The sequence below is a fragment of the Rickettsia endosymbiont of Lasioglossum villosulum genome (genome assembly GCF_964026455.1).
GTDB lineage: Bacteria > Pseudomonadota > Alphaproteobacteria > Rickettsiales > Rickettsiaceae > Rickettsia.
This window is the reverse complement of the sequence record NZ_OZ032152.1, coordinates 1,444,046-1,464,054: the sequence shown is the minus strand read 5'-3', so window position 1 is coordinate 1,464,054 and position 20,009 is coordinate 1,444,046. Positions and strand designations below refer to the sequence as shown.

Genomic DNA, 20,009 nt, shown 5'->3' with positions numbered 1-20,009 from the left:
AAAGGTTATGTTAATTATGCTAGTAGTGGGCATCGTGCTTATTTAGTTGGTCAGGTCCGAGAGGAAGCAGCCAGAGTAGGATTCGCTGGGTCACTACTAGTAACAGTTTTCCGTCATTGCGAGAAAATTACGAAGTAATTGACGAAGCAATCTCGTAAAGCAGGAGTATAAAATTCCTGAGATTGCCACGCTCCTTGCAGTCGCTTGCAATGACGATAATTTCTAAAATTTAAATCGTGACCGATATAAATTCAAATAATCAATATATCCCTTTTGCTAGGAAATATCGTCCAAGTAGCTTTGCTGAGCTGCATGGGCAAGAGGTACTTGTAAAAGTCTTAAGTTATACTATCCTGAATAATCGCCTAGCTGGTGGGTATCTTTTAACAGGTATTAGGGGAGTCGGTAAAACTACATCCGCTCGTATTATTGCTAAAGCGGTAAACTGCTCTGCTTTAATTACTCAAGGTAATGATATTAAGACGTGTGAGCAATGTGTAAATTGCGTTAGTTTCAACAACCATAACCACTCTGACATAATTGAAATCGATGCAGCAAGTAAAACTAGCGTTGATGATATACGCAGAATTATAGAGTCAGCTGAGTATAAGCCGCTGCAAGGAAAGTATAAAATATTTATTATTGATGAAGTGCATATGCTTTCTAAAGGTGCTTTTAATGCACTTCTTAAGACTTTAGAGGAGCCGCCTCCACATGTGATATTTATTTTTGCAACAACCGAAGTGCAGAAAATCCCAGCAACGATTATTTCAAGATGCCAAAGATATGATTTAAAACGTCTTAGCTTTGAAGAAATTTTTAAGCTACTTGAGTATATAGTTAAAGAAGAAAGTCTAAAAACAGATATAGAAGCTTTAAGAGTAATAGCTTATAAATCAGATGGTTCTGCTCGTGATGCGGTATCTATTCTAGATCAGGCAGCTAGTTTATCCGCTAAATCTGATAGTATGATTACAAGACAAGCGATTAATCAGATGCTTGGGCTTGTCGACAATAATGTTATACTAGAATTTAGTGAGTATATAGTTAATAGAGATATCGCAAATAGTATTTCTCTAATAAATAAGCTTTATTCTTCTTCAGTTAATCTTGAAACATTTATAGAATCAGTATCAGAATTTATAGCTTATCTTAGTAAAGTAAAAATGTTGCCTAGCTATAGCATGCCGTTATATGAGTCATTTAATGATAGAATTAAAAATATTTTGAGTAAAATTAGTTTCCCGCATTTATCAATTTTATGGCAAATATATAGTAAAGGGGTAGCGGAAATCAAAATTTCCTATAATCAACTTATTGAAACTGAAATGTTGATTATAAAATCAATATATTCAGCCTCGTTACCATTGGATGATTCACCGAGTGATAATAGAGATTTAAAACAGCCATCTACTGAAGAAATAAAAAAAAAATTTGAAATTGTAGATTTTCTTAAGTATCTTTATGAAAATAATGAAATAGAAATATATTATTTCTTATTAAATAGCATAGAGCTTAAAAATTTTTATGATAATAAATTAGAAATTGTGAGTTCTGAGATAACAAGCAAAATAAAGAAACAAATAGAAAATTTATTGTTTGCTTTTAGTAATGAAAAAATCGAAATTATAATATTGAAAGAGCAGCAACAAACGACTCTAAAAATTCAATTAACAGATAAAATTGAGTCAGGTGATGGTTTTAGTTTAATAAAAAAACACTTTCCTGATGCAAAAATTATGGATATTCTACTTAAAAATTAAAGGATAAAATTATGGTAAACTTTAATCAATTTTTAAAACAAGCTCAAACAATGCAGAAAAAAATGCAAGAAGCACAAGAGCAAATGGCAAATACTAGATATACTGGTAAAGCAGGAGGTGGGCTTGTAGAGATCATAGCAACCGGCAAAGGTGAAGTCGAAAAGGTTTCAATAGATGCATCCCTGCTAAAAGCAGAAGAAAAAGAGATGTTAGAAGATTTAATTAAAGTCGCCTTTAATGATGCAAAACAGAAATGTGATGCAGATTCACAAAATTCTATGTCAGGTGCTTTAAGCGGTATGAGTTTGCCACCAGGTTTTAAAATGCCTTTTTAATTTAAACTACTGGACGCCGTGGTCGAGCCACGGCATGACACCGAGGGCGTTTTCCGATCTATGCAACAATGCCGCCACGGTATGACACCGAACACGTTTTTCGAACTACGCAACAATGCCAAAGTAGTAGGCAAGAATAAAGCCTTTTGGAAAAACTTATCATGCTTTATTTTATCAGACATAATGCCATCTTGTAACTAATAGGAAAGCATTATATAAGATTTTCTATTATAAGTATATATCTAATAAAGAGTAGATAAGCGATTTATAAACTTAATAAATAATTATTGTAGTGTTTAATTAACGTCATATAGTTTTGTTGTTTAGCAATAACAGGATATGGAGCTATATAAATATTATTATTAGAAGATGAGATAGCTGTTGTAAGGTTGTTCACTATAGAGGGTATATCGTAATTATAAGCTACTAAACGCACAGAAGTAATATTATACTTTAAAATAAAATCTGAGGCTTTCTTAATATAATCGTCTTCCGACATTATTTTATTTGGAGCAAGTATCACTTGCTGTTCTAGAACGTTATTTTCTTTTAGTAGATTTTTTAGCTGATCGGAAGTTTCAATGCTGGTAATAAACGGTAATAAATAATATAGGTGCATATCCAGCTTTTAGTAAAGCAATTCCGGTTTCAATTTTGTGTCCTCCGCCAGCGAATACTATTATTGCATTAGCAGTATTACTACTTGGTTTATAAGAGTTTACCAGATATAAATAATAAACAAAACCGCTAGCCCAAATAGCAAATATTGTTAAAATTGTAAGGGCAATTTTTCGTATCATTTGAATATTTTAATAAATTCAGCTTGAAGAATTTTATCAAATTCAGTCATTTCAATATAAACTCCTAGTTGATTTAGAGATGTTACTAAAGAATTTTCAAGACCACAAGGAATAATTCCGTTGAACTTGCTTAAGTCTGTTGAAATATTTATGGCTATGCCATGATATGTAACCCATTTCCGTACTCTCACTCCTATCGCAGCAATTTTTGATGGAATATCATCATTTGTTTTTACCCAAATACCTACTTTATTTTTTATAATATATGCTTTTATTCCAAAAATATCTAGACTATTTATAATCCATTCTTCAAGCATTCTTACATATAGCTTTAAGTCTTTTGTACGATTCGGTAAGGCTAAATTAAGGATAGGGTAAATAACACGCTGTCCAGCTCCGTGAAAGGTAAACTTACCGCCACGACCAATATAAATAACAGGAATATTATTATGGTTTAATAATTCTTCCTGCTTATAATTAGTGCCGGCAGTATATACATCTAAATGCTCAACTAGATAGACTGCTTCCGGTGCTTCACCATCAATAACTTTGTTAACATAATCTTCCATTAACATTAAGCTATCTTGATAATCTATAGGAGTTGGTATAGTAATGAATTCCATTTTTAAGAAAGCTTTAATAACAGGTAATATTAATCAAATAACTATTTAAAGTACAGAACTATTTAATTAATAGGAGGCTTACCATAATGATTAGAACCAGAAGTACCCTTAATACATAATAACACTAACCATTGAAATATCGATATTAACCAAGAGAAAATAGATGTTGTTGTTGACATTTCCACTCCTCTTCGGATAGATCCATCTTGTATCATAAGATAAATTATTATAATCATACTGACACAATAAAAGAAAAAATAACTCCACCAACTTATATTGAAATCATGTAACCTTCTAACTATTACTGATATGCTAGGAAAGAAAGATACTAAGCCATAAATAGTTAATACTATAATAAAAATATTTGATAATGTAATTTTAATTAAAATCATGAGTAAGAACACTATAGAAAAATCAAAAATTAAAAAAGATAAATATTCTCTCCTATTAGCTCTGCCTTTAAATTGAAAGTATTTTTTTGTAAAACATCTAATAAATAAATGAAACATTAATATTACTCATTAAGTAAATTATTAACACCAACTAAACAACTGACATTATTCTACTCATAAAGCATAACTTACCTGTTTTTTTGTCTCAAATTTTTCAATCCATAGGAGGCTTACCATAACGATTTGAGCCAGAAGTACCTTTTTTACATATAATGAATATAACTATAATAAGTACTATTATAGATAAAATTGAAACTATATTGTTTTTATCAGGTATCAGTCTCAATACAATAATGATTATAGTTAATAGTAAACCCCACCAACCACTTAAATTAATATCATGCATTCTTCTAACTGCTACTAATATGAAAGGGGAAAGAGAAGCTAATAAATAAGCACCTAAAAAAATTGCTGTAATTTTTAAGGCTGTAATTTTAATTAAAATCTTTAGTAGGAGTACCACCAAATGATTAAAAATTAAAAAAGATAAATATTCTTTTCTACTAGCTCTGCCTTTAAATTGAAAGTATTTTTTTGTAAAACATCTAATAAATAAATGAAACATTAATATTACTCATTAAGTAAGTTATTAACACCAACTAAACAACTGACATTATTCTACTCATAAAGCATAACTTACCTGTTTTTTTGTCTCAAATTTTTCAATCCATAGGAGGCTTACCATAACGATTTGAGCCAGATGTACCCTTAATAAATAAAAGCAACAGCCCTATAAGAGGGGAAAAAATAATACCCAGCAAAAACCAAAACCCTGATAAATTACAATCATGTAATCTTCGTACTGTCAAAGATGTATTTGCAAATAAGTATACAATTAGGACTATTCCAGCTATTAAAGTTAGAAAATCTGTTCTCCCATATTTTCTTTCAGCTAATAGTAAAGCTCCAACAATAATTATCTCAAAAAATATAAAAATAAAGTATTCTTTTATATTAGATCTACCTTTAAAATTAAATATTTTTTTAGTTATACTGTTAATAAAAATTTTTATCATTATTCCTCTAATAGATTATTAACGCCAATTAAACAATTGGCAAAATCCTCATCTCTCACACTAAAAATTATTTCTTCTGTCGTACAAACAAAAGCATAAGGCTTTTTCAAAGGATTAGCTATTTGTACTACAACATCTTTCATTATGGTACCCATATCTAATTCAGCTAAATCTACTGCTCTGCCTAATTTAGTATTGCATGTAATTCCACCCCATATAATATTTTTCAAGACATTAATGCCTCCTTTCTTACAATACTCTACAGTTTGATCATTGGTGAGCATTTCATTCGTAGTAATTCCATTATTTTTAGCTATATACAACATACCCTTCATAGTTTCTTTTAAAATTGCCTTAGAGACTTCTTTTGACTTAACAAGCGTAACTGCTATTGTCTGATTCACAGCCTTTAAAGCCTGAGCAATGTATCCATGACCGGCAGGAGTAATCTGATTACCAGAAACATCGAGAGCTTTTAAATGAGGATATCTTCCCCATTTAAGGGAGGTAGCTATGTACTCTGCACCATCATCACCGATAATATTGTTAGATAAATTCATAGTTACAATATATCTACCATTAGGAGCATCAAAATGGAAAGAATATAATATATTTTCTACCCCTGTAAAACTGATTTGATTTTTACTAAAATCTAATAAATCTAAATTCAACGCTTGATATTGTAACTTTTGAACTAATAAAAGTATATCACCATTTTGCAAATTGTTATTACTGAGATTTATTACTTTTTCAGGTACTAATCTTCCATGTTGAGGATTGTTAATTTTTTCCAATAGAGATTGGAACTGAGGTTTTGAAGTTAGCCTAGTATTTTTTGGAGAGTTATTTTCTGAAGCGTTAGTACTCACGGCGTATTTAGGTAAACTTGATATAAACGGGGCTGGTATTGAAGGAGTATAGTTAGAATTATTAGTTGTATGCCCTGCACTTGCCCAATTACTAGAACTTCTAATGCTTGGTGCTGGAGCTTTTATATTAAAATCCTTAGGAAGAGAGAAATCATAGCTATATGAAGAAGGAGGGCATATTACAATACAGGGAATACCATTAACAGGAGGACATGTAGTACCACATTTATATTTCATATATATTTTCCTTTTTATTTTTATAGTATATTAGTTGTGGTTATAACAACCACAAGTTATACTATTCAAACCAAAAAGCAATAGCAAGAAAAATAATGTAATTTTGGATGTATAGCTACTTTAAAAAAAGATTTTAATTTTGATATGATATGAGATTTGTTGGGTGGATCAGAGTAATCTTTTTTTCGTAAGCATAACCTTAGACAAATTTCTGATCCAGAATAAGACATATCTAAAACAATTAAAATACTAATTCTTCATATTTTATTGTTACAACTTCGTAGGATTTAACGCCGCCAGGGGTCATAACTTCCACAATATCACCTACTGATTTGCCAATTAAAGCTTTCGCTATAGGAGATGCAATAGAAACTCTTTTCTTAGTTATATCAGCTTCATATTCACCAACGATATGATACATAACTTCTTCTTCAGTTTCGTCATCTATTAACACGACAGTAGCACCAAATTTTATTCTATCACCTGACAATTTAGCAACATTTATAATTTCTGCTCTTGCTGTTATATCTTCCAGATGTTTAATACGAGCTTCTACGAATGCTTGTTTTTCACGTGCAGCTTCATATTCAGCATTTTCGGATAAATCGCCATGTGCTCGTGCTTCTGCTATATCTTCGCTAACTTTTTTACGCTCTACATGTTTTAAATGCTTAAGCTCATGTTCTAATTTTTCAAAGCCTTGGTCAGTGATAGGAAATTTTGCCATCATTTTGCCATCATATTGTTATTGTGTAAAATTGGTAATTTTAGTATGATATTATATCATCTTTATTATCTTTCGTATACCTAAAAATAAATTATTAACCTCATGAACATTGAAGATTTTGATTTTGAAAAAAAGCGTAAAGCTTTTCATTTATCTGCTATAATACTACCTTTAATATATATACTTATCTCAAGAACCTCTATTACTATACTATTATTTATAGTAACTGCTGCGACTTTGTATTTAGATATATCACGTCATAGTAGCATTAAAATTAGTGAGTTTGTAACTAAGTTTTTTACAAAAATTATGAGAGCAGATGAAAGTAATGGCTCTTTTGCCTTAAGTGGCTCTAGCTTTATGATGCTTGGTTTTTTCTTAACAGCTCTTCTTTTTCCTAAAAATTTGGCAATTTGTTCCTGGCTGATTTTAATTGTTTCTGACTGTCTAGCAGCTCTTGTTGGTACAAAAATAGGCAATAGTTTAAATAATGGTAAGTCTTTTGCAGGCTCTACAGCATTCTTGCTATCCGCAATTTTTATAAGTATATTAGTGTATTTTTACTTAGGATTTAATACTAGTTTTATTATTATTATTATAAGTTCTATAGCAACTACAGCAATTGAATTTTATTCAAAGGATTTGAAAGTTAATGATAATTTATCAATTCCGCTTACTTATTGTTTTTCTACAGCTATCCTTTCTTATATTATTTAAAACATGAAGCTTGCACCGGAATTTTATGAAGTTTTAAGAAATCGTATTAACATATCCGATGTAGTGCGTCAAAAGGTAGTTTTAACTAGAAAATCCGGTAATTATGTAGGTTTATGCCCTTTCCATCAAGAGAAAACCCCATCTTTTACAGTTAGTGATAGTAAAAGATTTTTTTATTGTTTTGGTTGTAAGGCATCAGGTGACGTTATAAAATTTACCTCCAATGTTAGCGGTTTATCTTATAGCGATTCTGCTATAAAATTAGCTACCGATTATGGTATAGAAATACCAAAATTAACCCAGAAGCAAAAAGAGTTTTATGAAGAATCAGACGAGATTTTAAATATTCTTGAACTTGCCAATAAGTTTTTTAAATCACAATTAACACCTGAAATATTAAACTATCTAAATGAAAGAAATATTACTAATGAGACAATAAAGGAATTTTCAATCGGTTTTGCACCTAGAGGTAACAAATTTGAGAAATTTTTTCATGATAAAAATATAACAAATGTGCAACTTGGAAAAGCAGGTCTTATAGGAAAAAGAGAAGATGGCGAAATATATAGCTTATTTTCAAATCGCATAACTATTCCTATCAGAAATATTTACAATAAAATAGTAGGCTTTGGGGGTAGAGTAATTGGGCAAGGTCTACCTAAATATTTGAATTCGCCGGAAACTGTAGTATTCCAAAAAAGCGAAACTCTTTATGGTGAGCATAAAGCCATAAGCAGTAGCTATAAAAAAAATTACTCGATTTTAGTAGAAGGTTATTTCGATGTTATTTCTCTGCATCAAGCAGGATTTAGTGAAGCAGTAGCAAGCCTTGGCACTAGTGTTACTGAAAATCATTTGCACAAATTATGGCGAGCAGGAGATGAAATTATATTATGTCTTGATGGAGATAATGCTGGAATAAAGGCAAGCGTTAGGACAATTAATTTAGCTTTGCCGCTTATTAATAGTGAAAAGAAAATTTCTTTTATTAGGCTACTTAGCGGGCTAGACCCTGATGATGCAGTAAATAAAAATGGTGCGGATTTTTTTACAAAGCTTATAGATACAAGGATAAGCTTATCGGAAATGATTTGGCAAATAGAATATGCTGGTAAAAATTTTAAAACAGCAGAAGATAAAGCTAATTTAGAAAAGAATTTAAAAGATTATTGCAGTAAAATATCTGATAGTAATTTAAGAGCTAGCTATTATAGGTTTTTTAAAGATCAAATATGGCAAAATTTAGTTACAAAACAGCAAAAGACTGTAGCTAAAAATGTAAACTTGCTGCCTCTTAGTAGCGGTTATTCAGAGCTTGAAATATTAGAGCATGCTTTTTGTGCTTTATTAATAAAATTCCCGCAAATATTACAAGAATTCGAAATTAAAGAATTTATATTAAATTTAAATTTTAGTAATAAACTACTTGAAGAATTCCGTAATTGGTACTTAAGTGAGATTATTGATAATGCTGTAGAGGCAGGTGAAATTGCCGCAATTGTGGAAAAAACTAGCTTTTTTGATATTTTTTTATTATTATCAGAAGCAGACAACTTATTCTTAGATATAGCATTTAATAAAGATAATGTTCGCTTAGATTTATTATGGCAATGGTTATACAAAAGATATTATCTATTAAATTTACAGCAAGAATATGCACATATTACAAAAGAATATGTTATAACTAACATTGATGATTATGAGAAAGTTTTGTTTTATAAAAAAGAAATCTTAAAGATTGCAAGTGAATTACAAGACTTAAATGAATCTTTTATTAATCATATTATTGATAATAACAAACTGTAGAAATCGTGATTTATGGCGGTTTCACAATAAAATATTATTATAACTTAATCAGCTTAATTCCATAGGTATTTAATGACAAATACAGATAATAATAATCTAAATAAAATAGATAGTTTACTAAAAAAAGCTAAATCTAAAAAAGGTTCGGTTACTTATAATGATATAAATAGAGCTCTTCCTGATGGGACATCTGTAGAAGAGATAGATAAAGTTATGTTTAGATTTTCCGAGGCGGAAGTAGATATTTTAGATACTAACGAGGATGACGCAATTAAGATTGATGACATGGGAATGGAAGAAGGTTTTAAAATATCCACCAATATTGATCATGAACCTGAAGATGAAACAGAGGAAGAAAATATAGGTACTACCGATGATCCGGTAAGGCTTTACCTGAAAGATATGGGAGGGATTGATCTACTTACTCGTGAAAACGAAGTTGAAATAGCAAAAAGAATTGAAGAAGGTCGCAAAACATTGATCGCTGCATTATGTAGAAGTCCTATTGCTATGGATAAGTTTAGAAAGTGGTATGCGGATTTAGTTAATGAGAATAATATGTTACTGCGTGATCTCATAGATCTAGAATCTAATATGATGCATGATGATGAGAATTCGGAAAGTGAAGACGATCATAATAGTGATCATGAAGAAGAAGAGCAGGATCACGATCACGATCATGAAGAAAATATCTTATCAATGTCTAAAGTAGAAACACAGATATTGCCTAATATTATAGAGCGGATGAAAAAAATCGCTTTTATTTGTGAGGAATTATTAATTGAAACTAAAAAATCTTTTGAAAAGTCTGCTGATCCAAAAATATTACAAAATAGTAAAAAATATAATGATAATTTAGAACTATTAATTAGCGAAGTTTCAGAAATACATTTTAATTCTAAAAGAACAGAAGAAATTTTATCTGAAATGTATGGGATAAATCGTGATTTAATAAATAAAGAAACAGCCTTCTTAAAGCTTGCTGAAAAATACGGAATAACTCGTCAGAACTTCTTAGATGAATATATAGGAGCCGTAATTAATGCAGCATGGAAAGAAAAAATGCTGAAAAATAAGAAAGCTGGTTGGAAAGAATTGCTCACTAAAGAATCGGATTATATAGATCAGATGATTGCTGAATTATCAGCGATAGAGATTAATACCGGTCTTCTAGTTAATGATTTTAAAAAGTTAGTAAATACTATCCAAAAAAGTGAGCGACAAACGTTGCAAGCGAAAAAAGATATGATAGAGGCGAATTTACGCTTAGTAATATCTATTGCTAAAAAATATGCTAATAGAGGCTTACAATTCTTAGACTTAATTCAAGAAGGTAACATAGGACTTATGAAAGCGGTTGATAAATTTGAATATCGCCGTGGTTATAAATTTTCTACTTATGCAACTTGGTGGATTAGACAAGCAATAACAAGAGCGATTGCCGATCAAGCAAGAACTATACGTATTCCTGTGCATATGATCGAAACAATTAATAAGATAATCAGAACTTCAAGACAAATGCTTAATGAGCTTGGTTATGAACCAACTCCAGCAGAAATAGCAGCAAGACTTTCTATGCCGATTGATAAGGTAAGAAAAGTTATGAAAATAGCTAAAGAGCCGATTAGCCTTGAAAATCCGGTAGGGGATGGTGATGATAATAGTTATTTAGGTGATTTTATTGAAGATAAAAACGCAGTAGCACCGATTGATGCGGCAATTCAATCAAATTTACGTGAAGTTACAACTAGAGTGCTTGCAACCCTTACGCCTCGTGAAGAAAGGGTGCTTAGAATGCGTTTTGGAATAGGTATGAATACTGATCATACGCTTGAAGAAGTAGGGCAGCAATTTAAAGTAACTAGAGAACGTATAAGACAAATTGAGTCAAAAGCCTTAAGAAAGTTACAACATCCTATCAGATCCAAAAAGCTTAATAGCTTTAGAAGCGGTGGAAAACGTGGTGATGGTAACCCTTCTGATTTGTTAGAGGCTTAAATCTAAACTGTTATCTAGTTGCTAGGTTGTTGTATAGCTTGGAAAATGTCCTGTATGTCATTCCCGCTTTCGTGGGGAGGCATTGTTGCGTAGATCATTTTCTCGTCATTGCGAGGAAAAACTGTAAGTTTTGACGAAGCAATCTCATCATTATTTCCTGAGATTGCCACGTCGCTTCGCTCCTCGCAATGACGACTCTCGATCCACGCGGGCAACGCCGCCGCGGGATGACAGAGGGGAAATTGATCCATGCGGGCAATACTTTGTGGGAATGACATAGAAGCCATGCAACGAGTAGATCTCACCACCGCATGATAATTGTAAAACTATGTATCGATATAAAATTAGTGTTGAGTATCTAGGCACGAATCTTGCGGGTTGGCAAAGACAATCGGGAGTAATGTCGGTACAGCAGATATTAGAAGAAGCGATCTATAAATTTTCTGGTGAGCAAGTAACATTATTCGGATCAGGTAGAACTGATGCTGGAGTTCATGCAATATGTCAAATAGCACACTTTGATCTCTCAAAATATTTTGAACCTTATAAAATTATCAGAGCCATTAATTATTTTACAAGACCATATATAGTAGGAGTGTGTAATTGTGAATTGGTAGACAATAATTTCCATGCACGTTTTTCCGCAATAGCACGTCATTATGTATATAGAATTCTTAATAGACCCTACCCATCAGTAATTGATTTTGATCGTGTTTGGTGGATTAGTGTGCCGTTAGATATTTCAGCTATGCAAAAAAGTAGCTTATATCTTTTAGGTAAACATAACTTTACTTCATTTAGAGCTAGCTCTTGTCAATCAAAATCTCCCATCAAAACCTTAACAAATCTTGATATTATAAAGGAAAATGAGGAAATAAAATTATATTTTTCTGCCCCCTCTTTTTTACATCACATGGTGCGTAATATAGTCGGTAGCCTAGTATTAGTCGGTAAAAATATTTGGCAAGCTGAACAAATGCAGCAAGTTTTAGAGGCAGCAGATAGAAAAGCTGCCGGTCCTACCGCCCCTGCTTGCGGTCTTTATTTCATAAAAGCAGATTATTAAATAGTTATTAATTTGTTAATAATATATATTGACATGAACATTGAAACTATGTATAATGCCTTTACTAATAATTAATTAACTTATATTAAAGGAATTTTTATGAAAAATAAAGAACAAAATTTTACAAGTACAAGTATAGAGCCACTAATGATGATAGAAGATTTATTAGAAAGTATAGACATTTTTACGATGATAGAAGACACATTACCTGTAAAAAGTAGTAATAGTTTTTATAATACAGTTGTATATGGTTTTAATTATGCGTTAGAGGTAATAGCTCCTTTAGCAAAAAATATTTGCGAATATTTTGCTGGTACGAGTCAAAATATAGAAGATAATGTGCATGTTTCTGATATAGGCAATACACCTGAATTTTGGGACAGTTTCACCTCTTACTATATATAATTATCTACTCGTCATCCCGTAACCAAGTCTATAGTGCCAGATAGTTAGTTTTAAAAAAATGTTATATTTTATTCAGGTATAGGTGACCTTATATGTCGTTCCCGCAGAAGCAGGAATCTAGAAAAATAAACATAAAAGCAGCAAGCTTTTAAAATTAAAAGCTTAAGTATCTCGCTTTATGCTGGATTCCTGCTTCCGCAAGAATGACATAGAATAAAAACTGTCCGATAGTCCGGTATTATAGATTTGATCATGGGATCCAGAAATAATAAAAAATACAAACAACAAGGATTGCACCATTTTATGGCTGATGCATCCACCATACTACAAAAGGTTTCGACACCCCAAAATAGCTTTAACTACTTCAAACAAAAAAGTCAATCGGTTTCCTTTGTCATACCGTAGTGGTTTGCCTGCGTGGATCATTTCCCCTTGTTACCCCGTGGTCAAGCCACGGTATGACAACATGGACGTTTTTCGAGTCGTGCAACAAAGCCGATCTGTGGGATGCCAAGGAACAAACCATCTTCGTAATGACACCTAATAATACTCTTTACCAATCTCGATCTTCGGGCGACCGTTAGCTACTCGCCATTTATTAGTATCACGAAGCGATGGTGTGCAGCCGCAAAATTCTTGCTTATAAAAATGCTCCTCTTTAGCAATTTCATACATACGACTTGCTCCGCCGTCTTTACGCCAATTATAAGTCCAGTAAGTTATACCCTCATAATGTGATGCTGCTTTAACTCCCGATTCATTAATCTGGTTCATGTCTTTCCATCTGGAAATACCAAGCGAGCTACTAATGACTTTAAACCCATTTTCATGAGCGTATAAAGCCGTACGCTCAAAACGCATATCAAAGCACATAGAGCAGCGTTTGCCTCTTTCTGGCTCAAACTCTAAGCCTTTAGCACGTTTAAACCAGTTTTGCGGATCATAGTCAGCATCAATAAATTCGATATTATGCTTTTCGGCAAAACGTATATTTTCATTCTTACGCAATTCATATTCTTGCTTAGGATGAATATTAGGGTTATAAAAAAATAGCGTAAAATTAATACCGCTACTCATCATTTTTTCCATTAAAGGACCAACGCAAGGACCACAACAAGTATGTAATAATACTTTCTCTTCACCGCCAGGTACTTCAAAAACCTCACTCATATTAATTCACCAAATTCTTTTTATATGTCTCTTTATAAAATCTCAGGATTATAGAGGATACTAAAGCAAGTGCAATTAAATAATATGAGATTGCGTAATTGTCGCCGGTCATTTTCATTAATAACATTGCTACCATCGGAGCAGTACCGCCAAATATAGCAGCAGCAAGGTTATATGAAAGTGCAACACCGGTAAACCTTACGCTAGTTGGGAATATTTCTACTAGCACTGTCGGTATAGGTCCCATATAAACAGCAATAATTCCGGCAAATAATATTTGTGAGATGATTGCTAAAGCAAAATTCATTGATCCAAGGCAAATGAAAATAGGATAAACTAATAGAATTAGTAAAATAATACCGCATATTAGTACAGGACGACGCCCTACTCTATCTGAAATATAAGCCGATATTGGAAACACTACCATCATAACAACTAATATTACGCTACTTACAATAACGCTTTGTTGGTTAGTATATCCAAGAGTTTGCATAAAATTGCCGATAAAAACCGTCGAAGTATAAAAAGGTGCAGTTACAGTAATATAAAGTCCAAGTGCTACGATTAGCTCTTTTGGGTATTTTGTTAAGGTTTCCCGTAGAGGAAAACGTGCTAGCCTACCGCTCTCTTTAGCTTTCTTATATATAGGGCTTTCTGATAGATTCTTCCTAATATATAAACCTACCGAACTAATGAATAATCCAGCAATAAAAGGTATTCTCCATCCCCATTCAAATAACATATCAGCCGGCATAAAATACGAAAAACCAGCAGCGGTTATAAGCCCAAGTAGCATGCCCCCGCACATACTAACGAATGAGGCACTACCCGCAAGCCCTCTTTGCTCAAATGAAGCATGCTCAACTATATAAGAAATACAGCCGCTAAATTCACCGCCTAAGGAAAATCCTTGAATTAGTCTTATAATAGTTAGAATAATAGGTGCAGCAATCCCAATAGTTTTATATCCTGGGAGTAAACCTATTCCAGCAGTTGGCACTGCCATAGTTATAATGCTGACTACTAAAGCAATACGTCTACCGAATCTATCACCGATATTACCAAAAATGATACCTCCTAAAGGACGTACTATAAAACCTGCAGCAAATACTGCAAAAGTTAGAGTATCACGCATTTCAGAATCAGGGAAAAAATGCTGACCTATAATATAAGCAAATTGGGCATATAATGCATAATCATACCACTCTAAGGCATTGCCTACCATGCCTGATATTACTACTTTTTTCATTTAAAACTATTATATTAATATTAACAGGATAATAAGGTGAATATTTTATATTCTCAAGTAAAAATATATCTTAGATGAGTTTTAAAAAAGATTAAATAATAATTATGCTTTAAAGATGATTAAAAGTAGCTTTCAAATATTACTTGCATTAATAAATCTGATAATTATTATTTAGCTTTTATTTATTGGTTAATCTTAATGCAAAAATATATTATTTTATCAATAGTAGCCTCTTGCTTATTAATGAGCTGTAATTCAATTAATAATAAAAATTTGTCTCAAGGCAAAGAAGTTTTAACGTTATTCCCTTTAGAAAAATACGACCAAAACGTTTCTACTTGGTTAAATCCTAATGATCCTAATTATAATACTCCATTATTAGCTGTAGATACGCAGCAGAGACATTTTAAATTATTTTATGAGTATAAATATGGTAAATTATCTCCGTGGGATCAAAATTTTGTTAATTTAGTTCTGCATAAAACTTCTCCGGAAGATATAGTATCTATACAAGAAGAAATAGTGAGTAAATATAGCAATAGAGGTAAAAAAGCAGAAAATGATATAGGTTATGCTGAAAATTATCGTCCTTACTCACCTGCTTGGGCTGATCAAATTACTTATAATATGAATATAGCTCAATTCGCTAATTTAGATTATAACCCTAATAATAGAGCTATAGCTATTGATAATTTACATGCTAGAGCATTGCCAACAAATGATGTACATTTTTACAGCAATAAAATTGCTGGACAAGGATATCCTTTCGACAATCTTCAAGAAACTGCTATTTGGGCAGGAACACCTCTATATGTAGTTGGAACTACTATGGATAAAAATTGGTCTTTAGTAATAGCCCCTTCATCGTTTTTAACTTGGGTAGAAAGTAGGGGCATCGCTAAAGCATCAAGCAGGTTTATAGATAATTGGCAAAAAGCAGCTAAATTAAAGCTTGGTGCGATTACTCAAACAAATACAAATATTATAGATTTAAATGGCAGGTCTTTATTTACTGCTTATATAGGATCGGTATTTCCTATAGTAGATAGTAAAGATACCTCAAATAAAAAATTAATGATACCAGTAGTAGAAAATAATCGAGCTATTATTAAACATGTATCAGTACCTAATGAAAATGTTGAAGTTATGCCTTTAAGCTTTACTCAGCATAATATGGCAAACCTTATGAGTAGTTTAATAGGTAGACCTTATGGTTGGGGAAATATGTATTTTTATAATGATTGTTCTGCAGAATTAAAAAATCTTTTTACACCTTTTGGTATATGGCTACCTAGAAACTCAGGTGCTCAGGCAGAATTTATTAAGGAAAATTTTTATGCAGTTGATATGAGTGCTGCCACTCCGTTAGAAAGATTATCTTATCTAATTAAAAATGGAAAACCTTTTCTTACTATAATACATATTGAAGGACATGTATTTTTATATATAGGTAATTATCCCAACGTTCATAATAAAGAAAGTACCTTAATGGCTATGACCTATCAAAATATATGGGGATTGCGTCCTAAAAACGAAAATAGTCGTATTGTGATTGGAGGCAGCTTGTTTTTGCCATTATTACTGGAGTATCCGGAAGTTCCTAAAGCTCAGTCGCTTGCTGATAAGAAACGTTTTGAAATATTATATTTAACTGATTAATTTATTTTATCTATGTTTTTCATGTCCTAGTTTCTTATCTAATTTGACGTTTAATTTAGTTGGTGTTGTTATTATGCTTTTTTGAATATTTTGTCTTTTTTCTTGAGATAATAAATTTTCATTATTATTGGATATTTTCGCTATAATCTGATTAATATTATTCTGCTCCAGTTTTATCGCTTTATCGTTATTTAAAATTAGTTCTCCAATTTTTTCACCAATTTTAGGGGCATATTTCACGGCAAAAATTGAAACAGGCAAAACTACAATAGAAAAAGCTGCTCCTGCTGTTGCAACGCTAATCGCTCCGACTAAAAGGGCACAAGCAGCACCGGCAATTTTCCCGGTAGTTTGTTTAAATAGATTACTTCTTCTTGTAAGTTCTGAAGATATTTCTAATACTTTACTAAATTCTTGTTGTATATAAACACTTATTTCGTTGGGAGTCTTATACTTATTTATGCCATATCTTAAAGACATACGGAATAATTTTACGTGCGATTGTGCATAATTAATTATTTCGTCGAAATTCTTTTCTTTTAAAAGAACTTTAAACACGTTTTTTATTTTTAATTTTTCTTCGCTACTTATTTTTTCAGCTCCAAAATACATTTCTACTAGATTTTCTGCTACGATATCCTGTGATTGTTCAGAAATATTTTGATTATTCTCATCTTCTGGAGTAATCAGAATTACAAATAATTTTAGAGCTAGAGAAAAACTATCATCATTAATAACACGTAGCCTTAAGTGATTTTTAAGCCTTGAAATACATACATTTATATATTTTTTAGCTTCAGGTTTTGAATTAAGTCTTACCGCATAATCTATAGCAAGCATATTTGCAAGAGTTGAGCAGGTAATTTCGGTAAGGTTATTAATAAAATTATTAATAATGTCTTTTTTAAATAAAGTAGTATCTATATTATTCATGTTGAAGATAATTCTCGTATATATAATATTAATTTGGCATAAATAAGGTTAGGAGGGTGAGCTACTGAAAGTTTGTAAATATTTTTAGGTGTTAATACTTCTTCATTTCGTACTCTTACAAATGATATAAGCGTGTTAGGCGGCATATAAGAATAGATTTCATGAAATATTTTTAGGAAAGTTATAAAATCCACAGCTGCATATTTTATATTTATACTATAATTATTTACACGAATATTTTCATTTTCGTTTGCCGGAATATTATTTTTAAAAAAGACTGAGTTTATTGATATATCTATAGGTTCTAGTAGATTATATTTATTGCTCAAACCTTTTATTTTAGGAATTAATTCTTGATAATTTAAGCAGGTTACTTTATTTGGTAAACTTAAATCGACATATTTCTTATAGGATTCTAAAATTTCTTCTTTAGAATTTTGCACGGAATAAAGCTTTAATACTTCTTCAGTTAAACTTTCTTGAGCTAATTGTTTATCAAGAATTGATTGTGCATATTCTTGCTGTAAACTTTTTATTACCCAAACAGTTAATGAAATAAAGAAAAAATATATAATAAATTGAAAGAATATAAGATTCTTTAAATACACAATATATTTTTGAAACATCTCTTTACCTTAAATAATTTAAGTTTTTTCGTCAATGATACTAACAAATAAAGGGATTTCTACTCTATTTGATATATCAATTATTTTATCCTTATATATAACGTAATCTATATACAAATGAGGTAATTTATTTTTTACGCTTGTCATATGATCATTAAGCATTTTGATTGACTCATCTACCGAGATACCTTGAGTATTATAATTAAGCAATAGTTTAATTAATAAGTGTCTTTTTGAAACCAGTAAAATATTATCTATATTTGTTAATTCCCATTTTATTTCTTTTACTTTAAAAGATGGATTAAGGGTAATAATAAGTTTTTCAAGTAGTTCAAATGGTAATGGTACTGGTGCTTCCAGTAATTTGTCTATTACGTATAAGTCAGCAAGGCTAGTAGTATTTTTAATATATGGATATTTATATTTTATATTATCATATTCTTGATTTGTGGCATAATATTTTTCATTAATAAAGTTAGTGTCTTTATAATTTATATCTGTACGATATTTCATAACACCAGCAGTAATTATTAGTATTGCAAGTAATGCAGCAGATAATTTAAATGTTAAGCTTCTTATAATAGTTAGCTTTTTTATTGATTTTAGATAACTATTAGAAGCAGGAAAATTTTTATGTTTGATAAGTAATTTACTGATATTTGTATCTATAAGTCGAGTATTCTCTAAATTTGGTTCGTTTAATATGTTATCAACTGGAACAAGGATTACACGATAATCTTCAAAGCTTATAGGCTCTAATAAAGATTTTAATTCTTCATCTACTATAAGAATAATGCAAACTTCTTTATTGAGATTATTGATATAGTTTTTAAATAATATAAAGCAGTCATTAATTTCCTGTTCTATAATACCTTGAACATAGCTAGCTGTCTTATCAAATTGATATTCAAAATTTCTAATGGTGATTATATTATTTTTATGTTTGATAATGAACTTTATACCGCTAGCTTGTGTTGCAAAAGCACAAATTTGAAAATAATTTGCAAATTTATTATTTTCTACATTTTGAACTATTTTATTGATAATAACTTGTAGTTCTAGCGTTAAAAAATACATTCCTTTAAAATTAAACAATCTATTTTCTATTACGCATGAAACTATATCGCTTAAAGGAGATGACATAATTAAAAGCGACCAAATCTCGCTTGGTTGAGAAGTAACCTCATAAACACAATGAGCTATAATATCTTCTTTTTCAAAATACCCTGCAATAAATTGTTCAATAGGATCTATCTTGACTATAGATTGCAATACTGGCAACTGATCATGACGCATCTTGCATTCAGTGTTATCAAGTAAAAAGTAAATATCGCTTTTGGAAAATTTATTAAAAAAATTCTTATATAAGCTTAAATCAATTTGCTCTTCTTCCTTATAAGGAATAAATAATTTATCTAATATTTTATCGCCAAGAAAAGCACTAAGAAAAATGCCTTTATTGCCTAATAAAACTACAATATTTTTTTTCAGTTTAAATAAGTCAAAAATATTTTTCATGAATATTTTTTATAAATTAAGTTTATTTTGATTATAATTC

Annotated in this window: 19 protein-coding genes, 1 other RNA gene and 1 pseudogene; 9 read left to right on the top strand and 12 right to left on the bottom strand. The window is 30.9% G+C overall.

Annotation, left to right across the window (positions count from 1 at the left end):
- The first annotated feature begins 14 nt into the window (after positions 1 to 14).
- The 3 genes from ffs (at position 15) to AAGD49_RS07280 (ending at position 2,098) form a co-directional block, all read left to right on the top strand.
- An RNA gene (gene ffs / locus AAGD49_RS07290) (signal recognition particle sRNA small type) lies at positions 15 to 108 on the top strand.
- Between the two features lie 128 nt (positions 109 to 236).
- Positions 237 to 1,763, top strand: a complete 1,527-nt coding sequence (gene dnaX / locus AAGD49_RS07285; protein WP_341788561.1) for a DNA polymerase III subunit gamma/tau — start codon at positions 237 to 239, stop codon at positions 1,761 to 1,763.
- 11 nt (positions 1,764 to 1,774) lie between these two features.
- Entirely contained in the window at positions 1,775 to 2,098 is a 324-nt protein-coding gene (locus AAGD49_RS07280; RefSeq protein WP_016948420.1) for a YbaB/EbfC family nucleoid-associated protein, read from the top strand.
- A gap of 265 nt (positions 2,099 to 2,363) precedes the next feature.
- Here AAGD49_RS07280 and AAGD49_RS07275 read toward each other — a convergent pair.
- The 7 genes and pseudogenes from AAGD49_RS07275 to greA form a co-directional block, all read right to left on the bottom strand.
- Positions 2,364 to 2,898, bottom strand: a pseudogene (locus AAGD49_RS07275) (YdcF family protein).
- Entirely contained in the window at positions 2,895 to 3,521 is a 627-nt protein-coding gene (gene lipB / locus AAGD49_RS07270) for a lipoyl(octanoyl) transferase LipB (RefSeq protein WP_341788560.1), read from the bottom strand. Before lipB ends, AAGD49_RS07275 begins: the two are co-directional and overlap by 4 nt.
- 62 nt (positions 3,522 to 3,583) lie before the next feature.
- The gene (locus AAGD49_RS07265; RefSeq protein WP_341788559.1) at positions 3,584 to 4,030 is read right to left on the bottom strand and encodes a DUF805 domain-containing protein; all 447 of its coding nucleotides are present in this window, start codon (positions 4,028 to 4,030) and stop codon (positions 3,584 to 3,586) included.
- A 97-nt stretch (positions 4,031 to 4,127) separates the two neighbouring features.
- Positions 4,128 to 4,538: a DUF805 domain-containing protein gene (locus tag AAGD49_RS07260; RefSeq protein ID WP_341788558.1), complete on the bottom strand. Its 411-nt coding sequence runs from the start codon at positions 4,536 to 4,538 to the stop codon at positions 4,128 to 4,130.
- A gap of 97 nt (positions 4,539 to 4,635) precedes the next feature.
- A complete protein-coding gene (locus AAGD49_RS07255; RefSeq protein WP_341788557.1) occupies positions 4,636 to 4,989 on the bottom strand; it encodes a DUF805 domain-containing protein in 354 nt (117 codons plus the stop codon).
- The gene (locus AAGD49_RS07250; RefSeq protein ID WP_341788556.1) at positions 4,989 to 6,095 is read right to left on the bottom strand and encodes a hypothetical protein; all 1,107 of its coding nucleotides are present in this window, start codon (positions 6,093 to 6,095) and stop codon (positions 4,989 to 4,991) included. Before AAGD49_RS07250 ends, AAGD49_RS07255 begins: the two co-directional genes overlap by 1 nt.
- 241 nt (positions 6,096 to 6,336) lie before the next feature.
- On the bottom strand, positions 6,337 to 6,825 hold the full coding sequence (gene greA / locus AAGD49_RS07245; protein ID WP_341788555.1) for a transcription elongation factor GreA: 489 nt from the start codon (positions 6,823 to 6,825) through the stop codon (positions 6,337 to 6,339).
- A gap of 99 nt (positions 6,826 to 6,924) precedes the next feature.
- Here greA and AAGD49_RS07240 point away from each other — a divergent pair, with 99 nt between their 5' ends.
- From AAGD49_RS07240 to AAGD49_RS07220, 5 genes are all read left to right on the top strand, one after another.
- Positions 6,925 to 7,539: a diacylglycerol/polyprenol kinase family protein gene (locus AAGD49_RS07240; protein ID WP_341788554.1), complete on the top strand. Its 615-nt coding sequence runs from the start codon at positions 6,925 to 6,927 to the stop codon at positions 7,537 to 7,539.
- A gap of 3 nt (positions 7,540 to 7,542) precedes the next feature.
- Complete coding sequence (dnaG, locus tag AAGD49_RS07235; RefSeq protein WP_341788553.1) at positions 7,543 to 9,345, top strand: DNA primase; 1,803 nt, start codon at positions 7,543 to 7,545, stop codon at positions 9,343 to 9,345.
- Positions 9,346 to 9,417: 72 nt separating this feature from the next.
- Positions 9,418 to 11,343, top strand: a complete 1,926-nt coding sequence (rpoD, locus tag AAGD49_RS07230) for an RNA polymerase sigma factor RpoD (protein ID WP_341788552.1) — start codon at positions 9,418 to 9,420, stop codon at positions 11,341 to 11,343.
- 328 nt (positions 11,344 to 11,671) lie between these two features.
- The gene (gene truA, locus AAGD49_RS07225) at positions 11,672 to 12,409 is read left to right on the top strand and encodes a tRNA pseudouridine(38-40) synthase TruA (protein WP_341788551.1); all 738 of its coding nucleotides are present in this window, start codon (positions 11,672 to 11,674) and stop codon (positions 12,407 to 12,409) included.
- 99 nt (positions 12,410 to 12,508) lie between these two features.
- Entirely contained in the window at positions 12,509 to 12,814 is a 306-nt protein-coding gene (locus tag AAGD49_RS07220; protein ID WP_341788550.1) for a hypothetical protein, read from the top strand.
- 540 nt (positions 12,815 to 13,354) lie between these two features.
- Here the strand turns inward: AAGD49_RS07220 and AAGD49_RS07215 are convergent.
- Together AAGD49_RS07215 and AAGD49_RS07210 are read right to left on the bottom strand one after the other, a co-directional pair.
- Positions 13,355 to 13,984 carry an epoxyqueuosine reductase QueH gene (locus AAGD49_RS07215; protein WP_341788549.1) on the bottom strand — a complete coding sequence of 210 codons (630 nt, stop codon included), beginning with the start codon at positions 13,982 to 13,984 and terminating at the stop codon, positions 13,355 to 13,357.
- A gap of 1 nt (position 13,985) precedes the next feature.
- The gene (locus AAGD49_RS07210) at positions 13,986 to 15,233 is read right to left on the bottom strand and encodes a metabolite/H+ symporter (RefSeq protein ID WP_341788548.1); all 1,248 of its coding nucleotides are present in this window, start codon (positions 15,231 to 15,233) and stop codon (positions 13,986 to 13,988) included.
- Between the two features lie 198 nt (positions 15,234 to 15,431).
- Here AAGD49_RS07210 and AAGD49_RS07205 point away from each other — a divergent pair, with 198 nt between their 5' ends.
- Entirely contained in the window at positions 15,432 to 16,892 is a 1,461-nt protein-coding gene (locus tag AAGD49_RS07205) for an SH3 domain-containing protein (protein WP_341788547.1), read from the top strand.
- Positions 16,893 to 16,898: 6 nt separating this feature from the next.
- On the opposite strand, the gene AAGD49_RS07200 is transcribed toward AAGD49_RS07205, so the two are convergent.
- The 3 genes from AAGD49_RS07200 to AAGD49_RS07190 are packed head-to-tail and all read right to left on the bottom strand — an operon-like array spanning position 16,899 to position 19,969.
- Positions 16,899 to 17,825 (bottom strand): RP853 family protein, encoded by a 927-nt coding sequence (locus AAGD49_RS07200; RefSeq protein WP_410525912.1) that lies wholly within the window; start codon positions 17,823 to 17,825, stop codon positions 16,899 to 16,901.
- The gene (locus AAGD49_RS07195; RefSeq protein ID WP_341788546.1) at positions 17,822 to 18,451 is read right to left on the bottom strand and encodes a hypothetical protein; all 630 of its coding nucleotides are present in this window, start codon (positions 18,449 to 18,451) and stop codon (positions 17,822 to 17,824) included. Before AAGD49_RS07195 ends, AAGD49_RS07200 begins: the two co-directional genes overlap by 4 nt.
- A gap of 18 nt (positions 18,452 to 18,469) precedes the next feature.
- Positions 18,470 to 19,969 carry a hypothetical protein gene (locus tag AAGD49_RS07190; RefSeq protein ID WP_341788545.1) on the bottom strand — a complete coding sequence of 500 codons (1,500 nt, stop codon included), beginning with the start codon at positions 19,967 to 19,969 and terminating at the stop codon, positions 18,470 to 18,472.
- Positions 19,970 to 20,009: the final 40 nt, after the last annotated feature.